Source organism: Streptomyces sp. WAC05292, from assembly GCF_003949955.1.
Lineage (GTDB): Bacteria > Actinomycetota > Actinomycetes > Streptomycetales > Streptomycetaceae > Streptomyces > Streptomyces globosus.
This window is the reverse complement of record NZ_RPSE01000266.1, coordinates 1-8,809: the sequence shown is the minus strand read 5'-3', so window position 1 is coordinate 8,809 and position 8,809 is coordinate 1. Positions and strand designations below refer to the sequence as shown.

General features: G+C 77.6%; 3 protein-coding genes and 1 pseudogene. All 4 read right to left on the bottom strand.

Translation table 11 applies throughout. The features are described from left to right. Nucleotides 1–2,273, bottom strand: a 2,273-nt coding sequence (locus EF903_RS35415; protein ID WP_260615816.1) for an amino acid adenylation domain-containing protein, incomplete at its 3' end; no start/stop codon positions are given. A 145-nt stretch (nt 2,274–2,418) separates the two neighbouring features. After that, nucleotides 2,419–5,760: pseudogene (locus tag EF903_RS35410) on the bottom strand (amino acid adenylation domain-containing protein); the annotation flags it as partial. Between the two features lie 259 nt (nt 5,761–6,019). After that, complete coding sequence (locus EF903_RS23235; protein ID WP_125546167.1) at nt 6,020–8,383, bottom strand: lantibiotic dehydratase; 2,364 nt, start codon at nt 8,381–8,383, stop codon at nt 6,020–6,022. A 9-nt stretch (nt 8,384–8,392) separates the two neighbouring features. Continuing rightward, entirely contained in the window at nt 8,393–8,662 is a 270-nt protein-coding gene (locus EF903_RS23230; RefSeq protein ID WP_221888760.1) for an acyl carrier protein, read from the bottom strand. Nucleotides 8,663–8,809 lie beyond the last annotated feature (147 nt).

Sequence of the window (8,809 nt, the reverse complement as noted above, 5' to 3'; positions counted from 1 at the left end):
ACGGCCGCCGCGTGGACGCCCGGGTGCTCCTCCAGCACGGCCCGGACCTCGCCGAGCTCGATGCGGAAGCCGCGGATCTTGACCTGGTCGTCGGTCCGGCCGAGGAAGTCCAGTTCCCCGGAGGGGAGTCGGCGGACCAGGTCGCCGGTGCGGTAGAGCCGGCTGCCGGGGGCGCCGTACGGGTCGGGGGTGAACCGCTCGGCGGTCAGGGCCGGCCGGCCGAGGTAGCCGCGTGCCAGTTCCGGCCCGCCGATCAGCAGTTCGCCCGGTACGCCGACCGGGACCGGCTCCCCGTACGCGTCGACGACGTACGCCCGGCGCCCGCCCCACGGCTCCCCGATGGGGACGCGGCCCTCCACCGGGCCGGTGACCGGCCGGGAGGTCGCCGAGACGACGGTCTCGGTCGGCCCGTACGTGTTGTGGACCGGTACGTCCGGCAGGTACGAGAACCAGCGGGCCAGCGGCGCCGACGGCAGGGCCTCGCCGCCGGTGACGGCCAGCCGCAGCCCCTTCAGGTCCCCGGCGACGGTGTCGAGGCGCGCCGCGACCTCCTCCCAGTAGGAGGGGGTCAGCTCCATCACGGTGACGCCCTCGGCGCGGACCCGGTCGGCCAGTTCCTCCACCGACCACACCTCGTCGGGCCGGACCACGACCGCCGCTCCGGCGGTCAGCGCCGGCAGGACCTGCTCCAGTGAGGCGTCGAACGAGAACGACGCGAAGTTCAGCACCCGGTCCGCGGAGGTGATCCCGAACCGCTCGCGGGCGGTGCGGACGTGCGCGCCGAGTGCGCCGTGCTCGACGCCGACCGCCTTGGGCCGCCCGGTGGACCCGGACGTGAAGAACGCGCAGGCGAGCTCCCGCGGCCCGGGCCGGTGCCGGGGTGCGTCCGGGTCGGGCCGGACGCCGTCCACGCGGATCAGCGGCACGCCGAGGGCGGCCGCCCGGCCGGCGGTCGCGGCGTCGGTGACGACGCAGCGCACCCCGGCCTGTCCGACCATGTACCGGAGCCGGTCCTCGGGCAGGCCCGGGTCCAGCGGTACGTAGACGGCGCCGGCCCGCCACACGGCCGCCATCGCCGCCACCCAGTCCGTCCCGCGGCGCATGCACACCCCGACGGGCACCTCCGGGCCCGCTCCGGCCGCGGCGAGTTCCACGGCCAGGCCGCCGGTCAGGCCGTCGAGCGCGCCGTACGTCAGGGACCGCCCGCCGCACACCAGCGCGACCGCCGACGGCTCGCCGGCCACCGTGAACGGCGGGGCGTCCGGCTCCGTGCCGGGCGCGGGCGCGGGGGCGGTGAGCAGGGCGCGCTCCTGCGGGGCGAGGAGGTCCAGCCGGGAGACCGGGCGGGCCGGGTCGGCGAGCGCCGACTCCAGGGCGCGGCGGACGTGGCCGGCGAACCGGGTCGCGGTGGCGGCGTCGAACAGGTCGCTCGCGTACTCCACGTTGAGGGCGAAGCGGTCGGGGTAGAGCAGGAAGGTGGCCGTCAGGTCGAACTTGGCCGACCGCCACGGCAGCGGGAAGTGCTCCACCTCCAGGCCGTCGGCGCGAGGCCCGCCCGCGGCGCTCTCCTGGACGTCGAACATCACCTGGAAAAGCGGGTTCCGGGAGGGGTCCCGCTCCGGGCGGAGCTGCTCGACCAGCCGCTCGAACGGCACTTCCTGGTGCTCGAAGGCGCCCAGCACCGCCTCGCGGACCCGCCCGAGGTACGCCTCGAACGACGGCTCGCCGGACAGGTCGCCCCGCAGCACCACCGTGTTCACCAGCAGTCCCACGAGCCGCTCCAACTCCACCTGTCCGCGGCCGGCGACGGGCGTGCCGACGGCCACGTCCTGCTGCCCGGACCAGCGGCCCAGCACGATCTGCAGCACCGCCAGCAGCACCATGAACCGGCTCGCGCCGTGCCGCCGCGCCAGCTCCCCGACCCCGGCCGCCAGCTCCGGCGGCAGGTCGACCTCCACCGCCCCGCCCCGGCCCGACCAGCCCGCCGGGCGGGGCCGGTCCGTGGGCAGCTCCAGCGCGGGCAGGCCCGCCAGGGCCCGCTCCCAGTAGCCGAGCTGCCGCTCCAACTCCCCGCCGGCCATCCGCTCGCGCTGCCAGACCGCGAAGTCCCCGTACTGCACCGGCACCGGCGGCAGTCCGGGCTCCCGCCCGGCCCGGCGGGCCGCGTACGCGGCGGACAGCTCGCCGATGACGACGTCCTTGGACCAGCCGTCGGTCGCGGCGTGGTGGAAGGCGACCACCGCGACGTGGTCGAGCGGGTCCAGCTCCCACACCCCGGCGCGCAGCAGCGGCGGTTCGGCCAGGTCGAAGCGGCGCGTGGCGTACGCGGCGGGCGTGCCGCTGCTGTGGCGGCACGCCCGCCGCGGGCCGGACCAGTTGCGCGGGTCGGCCGTCCACCTCCACCAGCGCGGTGCGCAGGGCCTCGTGGCGGGACGCGACGTCGTCCAGGGCGGCCTGCCAGGCGGCCCGGTCGAGGCCGCCGCGGATCCGCCACGAGTACCACAGGACGTACTCGTCGCCGGCGCCCGACATCCGGTCCAGGAACCACATGCGCTCCTGCGCGAACGACAGCGGCAGCGGCCCCGAGCGGTCCACGGGCGCGACCGAGGCGGCGCCCGCCTGCCGGGCCGCCGCCACCACCGGCCCGAACTCGCGGATCCGCGGGTTCTCGAACAAGGTGCGCAGCTCGACCTCCCGGCCCAGCCGCTCCGCGATCCGCGACACGGCCATGGTGGCGAGCAGCGAGTGGCCGCCCAGGTCGAAGAACCCGTCGTCGATGCCGACCCGTTCGACGCCGAGGACCTCCGCCCAGATGTCGGCGACGGCCTGCTCGGCCTCGTTCCGGGGCGCCGCGTACGCGGTCGCGGCGGCGGCCCGCCCGTCCCGGCCGGGGCCCGCGGCCGGCAGGGCCGCCCGGTCGAGCTTGCCGGCGGGGCCCACGGGCAGCGCGTCGAGCACGGCGAACGCCGCGGGCACGGCGTGCTGCGGCAGCCGCTCGGCGCAGAAAGCCCGCAGCGCGGCCGGGGCCACCGTCTCCGGTCCGGCGCCCGGCGCGGGCACCACGTACCCGGTCAGGCTCGCCCCGCCCTGCGCGTCCGCGCCGACGGCGGCCGCGGCGGCTGCCACACCCGGGCAGCGGGCCAGCACCGCCTCCACCTCTCCCAGCTCGACGCGGAAGCCGCGGATCTTGACCTGGTCGTCGGTCCGGCCGGTGAACTCCAGCTCTCCGGAGGGGAGTCGGCGGACCAGGTCGCCGGTGCGGTAGAGCCGGCCGCCGGGGGCGCCGTACGGGTCGGGGGTGAACCGCTCGGCGGTCAGGGCCGGCTGCCCCAGGTAGCCGCGTGCCAGTTCCGGCCCGCCGATCAGCAGCTCGCCCGGCACGCCGTCGCCGACGAGCTCGTCCCGCCCGTCCACGACGTACACGCGCCGCCCGCCCAGCGGCCGGCCGATCGGCACCAGCGCAGGGTCGGCCCCCGGGTCGACGTCGTGCGCGGCCGCGGTGACGACCGTCTCGGTCGGCCCGTACGCGTTCACCACCCGCACGTGCGGGGCCCGCGCCAGCCAGGCGGCCAGCGCCCCCGCGGGGACGGCCTCCCCGCCGAGGACGAGCAGCCGCAGGCCGGCCAGGGCGGCCGCCGAGCGGTCGGTCAGCGCGAACGCCACCTCGGCCCAGTACGTGGGCGGAAGGTTCAGCACGGTGATGCCGTACCGCTCGACCAGCGCCGGGACCCGGGCGGGCAGCCACTGCTCGTCGGGCCGCACGACCAGGCAGGCCCCGCAGCCCAGCGCCGTCAGCAGCTGGTCCAGGGAGGCGTCGAAGGAGAAGGACGAGAACGCGAGGACCCGGTCGCCGGCCGTGATCCCGAACTCGGCTCGCGCGGCCGCCGCGTGTGCGGCCATCGCCCCGTGCTCCACGCCGACCGCCTTGGGGCGGCCGGTCGAACCCGAGGTGAAGACGACGTACGCCAACTCCCGCGGCCCCGGAACGTGCCGCGGGGCGGCGACGGCCGGGTCCCCGCCGTGCTCGGAGCCCCCGTCGCGCCGGGAGCCGACGCCGTGCTCGGCGTCCTCCACGGCGAGGACCCGGGGCCCGAGCCCGGCCGCCCGCTCCCCGGTCTCCGCGTCCGCGAGCAGGCACACCACGCCGGCCTCCGCGGCCATGAACCGCAGCCGCTCGGCGGGCAGCGCCGGGTCCATCGGAACGTACACCCCGCCGGCCCGCCACACGGCCGCCATCGCGGCCACCGAGCGGACGCCGCGCCGCAGGAACACCCCGACCGGGCTGCCGGGGCGCACGCCCGCCCCGGCGAGGACGGCGGCGATGCGGCCGGACAGCACGTCCAGCCCCCCGTAGGTGAGGGTCTCGTCGCCGCAGACGAGCGCGGGCGCACCGGCCGGCCCGGACACCGCGAACGGCCCGGACCCGGCGGCCGCCGCCGCGCCGTCCGCCCGGCCGGCCGCCTCCAGCAGCCGGCGGCGCTCCCGCCCGGGCAGCGGCTCCAGACCCGCCGTCAGCTCCGTGAGCGGACGGCCGGGCGCGTCGGTGACGGCGCGCAGCAGGGCGGTGTAGCCGTCGGCGAACCGCACCATCGAGTCGCGGTCGAAGAGCGCGGTGGAGAACTGCAGTCGGGCGGCGACGGCGCCGTCCGCGCGCAGGCTCAGGTCCAGGAACACGTCCAGCGGGGTGCCAGCCAGCGGCGTCCGCACCGTCTCCACGTCCAGGCCGGCCAGCCGGGCCGGCGCCGGAGCCGTGTTCAGCAGGGTGAAGGAGGCCTGCGCGAGCGGGTGCCGCGAGAGGTCCCGCTCGCCGGCCACCGCGCCGACGACCCGGTCGAAGGGGGCCTCGGCGTGGGAGAAGTCCCGCAGCGCGCCCGCCCGGACCCGCTCCAGCAGCTCCGCGAACGTCGGACCGCCCCCCAGGTCGGTGCGCAGGACGATGGTGTTGACGAACGGGCCGATCAGCCGGGCCACGTCGGCCCGGCCGCGGTCGGCGAGGGTGGTGCACACGGCGATGTCCGTCCGGCCCGAGTGGCGGCCGAGCAGCGCCTGGTAGGCGGCGAGGAGCACCATGTAGCGGGTCGCCCGGTGGGCGCGCGCCACCCCGTCGACGGCGGCGACGAGCTCGGCGGGCAGCTCGAAGCGGACCACGTCGCCGGAGCCGTCCCAGAAGGCGGGCCGCGGCCGGTCCGCGGGCAGCGCGAGCGGCGCCACCCCGGCGAGCCGGTCCCGCCAGTACGCGAGGAGCCTCTCCATCCGCGGCCCGGCCAGCCGCCCGGCCTCGGCGCGGGCGACGTCCGCGTACTGCAGCGGCGGCGCCGGGACGGGCTCGCCGCGGTACCCGGCGTCGAGCTCGGCCAGCAGCACGTCCCACGACCAGCCGTCGACGGCGATGTGGTGGACGACGAGCAGGAACAGGTGGTCGTCTTCCCCGAGCCGGGCCAGGACGGCCCGGAGCGGGTGCTCGCGGGCCAGGTCGAGGGGGCGGGTGAGCTCCCGCTCGAACACCTCCTCCGGGCCGGCCGCCGCGAGGTGCCGCAGCACGGTCCCGCCGGGCGCGTCCACACAGGCGACGGGCTCGCCGCCGGCCGCGGTGAACCGGGTCCGCAGCACCTCGTGGCGGTGGACGATCCCGGCCAGCGCGCGCTCCAGGGCGGCCGTGTCGAGGGGGCCGCGGATCCGCAGGGCCAGCGGCAGGAGGGATTCGGTGGAACCGCCGGTGAGCTGGTCGAGGAACCACAGCCTGCGCTGCGCGTACGACACCCCGCCACTCCCGCCGTCGGGGCTGCCGGCACCGGTGCCGTGCTGCCTCGCCCCGTCGTGCGCTGCGACAACCTTCACTGTGGGCCTCCAAGCGGTGTTTTCCCCCACCCTGCTGGCCGGGCGGGTCCGCCAGTAGGGAAGAAGACGCAGCCGTGCACGCAGCCGCGGGGGAAGGAAACGCAGGGCGGCGGCCCCGCCCGGCCCCTGCCCGGCCGGACGCGCCGCCGCCACTGCTGCCGCTGCCGCGGGAGGGGCCCCTTCAGCGGCTGTCCACGGCCACGAACCGCAGCTCGCTCGTGTACGCCTCGCCGCGGCCGTCGGTCAGCCAGGCCTGGTCGGGGCCGGGCAGCATCTCGGTGAACACCACCCGCCCGTCCGGGTCCTTGCGGGCCATCCTGCGGACGGCCTTGGCCAGGATGTTGACGTAGACGGGACTGTCGAAGTCCACGTAGAACGGGCGGGTCTCGGTCGGCAGGACCGCGAACGCGAACCGCGGCAGGCCGGTCTCCGCGCGCCGGCGCCGCGCCCGCACGAACCGGCGGGCCTCGTCCTTCTCCTCGGCGAAGTCCAGCTCCACCGCCGTCATCCGCCACGTCTCGCGGGCCACGACGAGCCGGTCGACGGTGACGCGGGGGGAGTGCCGGGCGTCGTCCGGTACGAGCCGGAAGAGGTCCATCGCGAGCGTCGTCAGGACGTGCGAGAACACCTCGACGGCGGGGAACGCGGCCCCGTCGGGCAGGACGACCGCCAGCTCGCCTCCGGCCCGCTCGACCACCGCCACGTCCGCGCTCAGGACCGTCCGCGGGCGCGCCGGGTCGGCGGTGAAGTCGACGAGGGCGACGTAGTAGTCCTCGGGACGGACGAGCGCGTTGCGGATCCGCGCGGAGAGCCGCGAGCGGTGCTCCTTGGGCAGCAGCGGCAGCAGCCGCGGGCCCGGGTGGTCGCGGCCGGTCTCGGCGAGCAGCCGGCCCGGGTCGGGGTGCTGGTGCACGAAGAGGGAGGCGCCCAGGGTGTTGGCGGCGACGTGCAGTTCGCCGAGGACCAGCTCGAAGTCGCCGCGCGCGGCGGCCTCCGGGCCGGACGCCGCGATCATCACGTCGGGGCTGAGGCAGCGGGCCGCGGACCAGCCGCCGCCCGTCTCGCCGGGGCCGCCGAACCGCTCGGCGACCTGCCGGGCCACCTCCTCCGTCGACAGCCGGACGCGGCTCGCGCCGGAGCCGGCGCCGTCGGGGGCGTCGTCGGGGCCGCCGGCGGGGGCCGCGGCGGCCAGGATGTCCTGCCAGCGCCGCCGGAACTCCCGCCCCAGGGCCTCGGCCTCCTGCCGCGCCGCGCCGTGCAGCACCGGCATGCAGGCGAACCAGAACGCGGCCAGGTCGACCGGCCCCCGCGCGGCCAGCCGCCGGTACACCTCGCGGGCCCGGCCCATCACGGCCTCGGCGAGCCGCGCGGTGAGCCAGCCCGCGCTCGCCAGCAGCGGGTCGAGCGGGGCGAGCGCCCCGTGCACGGCGGGCCCGAGGACCGCGGTCGCCGCGCGGCGGCTGTCGGAGTACACCAAGGCCCGGCAGGGCGCCGTACCGGCCGACTTCTCCCGTACGGCGGCCGCCTCCGTCAACGCGGTGAACCGCTCCTCCAGCGCGGCCAGCGCCGCGACCAGCTCCTCCGGGCCGCGCGCCGCCGCCACCCGGTCCCGGCCGTGCTCCAGCTCGTCCAGCGCGGCGAGTCCTGCGTCCCGCGGCCCGGGGTCGCCGACCCGCTCCAGCCAGGCCCGCAGGTCCCGTTCGGGGCGGGCGCCGGCCGGCACCTCCAGCCGCCACACCACCCAGCGCCGGGCCACCAGGTCCTCCAGGGCGGCCGCCACGTCGACGCCGGGCAGCTCGGCCCGGATCTCCCGGGCCGTCCGCACGCCGTCGCACAGGGCGAGGACGGCGCAGGCCGCCGCGCCCGGCGCCTGCACGGGCCGCCCCGGCACCGCCACCGCGCCGTCGCCCGCGGTCCGCACGAAGGGCACCCGGCGCGGGGCCACCCACTCGCGCAGCGCCGGATCGGCGTCCAGCACCGCCGCGAGCGCGTCGACGGCCCAACTGGCGAAGTACACCCGCGACTCGGCGACGAGGCCGCCGTGACCGGCACCGGGCCCGGTCCCCGGGTCGGTGCGCACGGCGGCGGCCGCGGGATCGCGGTCCCAGCGGCCCCAGCCGACGGGACCGAAGAAGCCGATGGTGTCGTTCTTGACGCAGAACCGCTGCCAGTAGTGCGCGACGAGCTCCTCCCGCTGGCGGGGCATGCTCGTACGGCCCCGCACGGTCGGTGTCCACGCCAGGAACGGCGCGATCCCCGAGTCCAGCACCGGCCGGTTCTGCCAGGCGAGCGCCTCGCGGAAGGCGGGCATCCGGGCGATGTCCTGGAGGGCGGACGCGGTCTCGACCTGCGCCTGCCCGAACAGGCCGGCGAACTCGTCCCACCGCCGCCCCTCCAACGGCTCGTCCGCGGCGAACTTGTCGGCGGCCTCGGCGAGCCCCGCCGGCGCCAGCCGCAGCACCCCGCGGGCCGGGAAGCCGGCCCCGCGCAGCGCGAACTGGTCCCACAGCCGCCAGCGGCCGCCGGGCACGAAGGAGTCGGTCACGGCCCGCCCCTACGCCTGGGCGAAGTCGCTGCGGACGACGTCGGCGAGGTCCGCCGGCGTCGGGTAGGCGAACACCAGCGCCACGGGCACCTCGGCGCCCAGCGCCTCCTCCAGCCGGGCGGTGATGCGGAAGGCGGCGAGGGAGTCGCCGCCCCACTCGTAGAAATCGCTGTCCTCGTCGAGCCCGGGCACGCCGAGGGTCTCCCGGTAGACGGCGACGACGAGCTCGGTCAGGGCGGTGGCGGCGAGGGCGGCGGTCGGGTTCTCGGTCACGGTCACGAGGGGCTCCTGAGGCAGAGGTGGGATGAGGAACACTGAAGGGAAGACGACGGACGGCAAGCACGGGGCACGTGCGGACGCGCCGGACGGGTACGGCGAGCGGGGCAAGGGGAAGGTCGGGCCGGCGCGTCCGCACGTGCCCCGTGC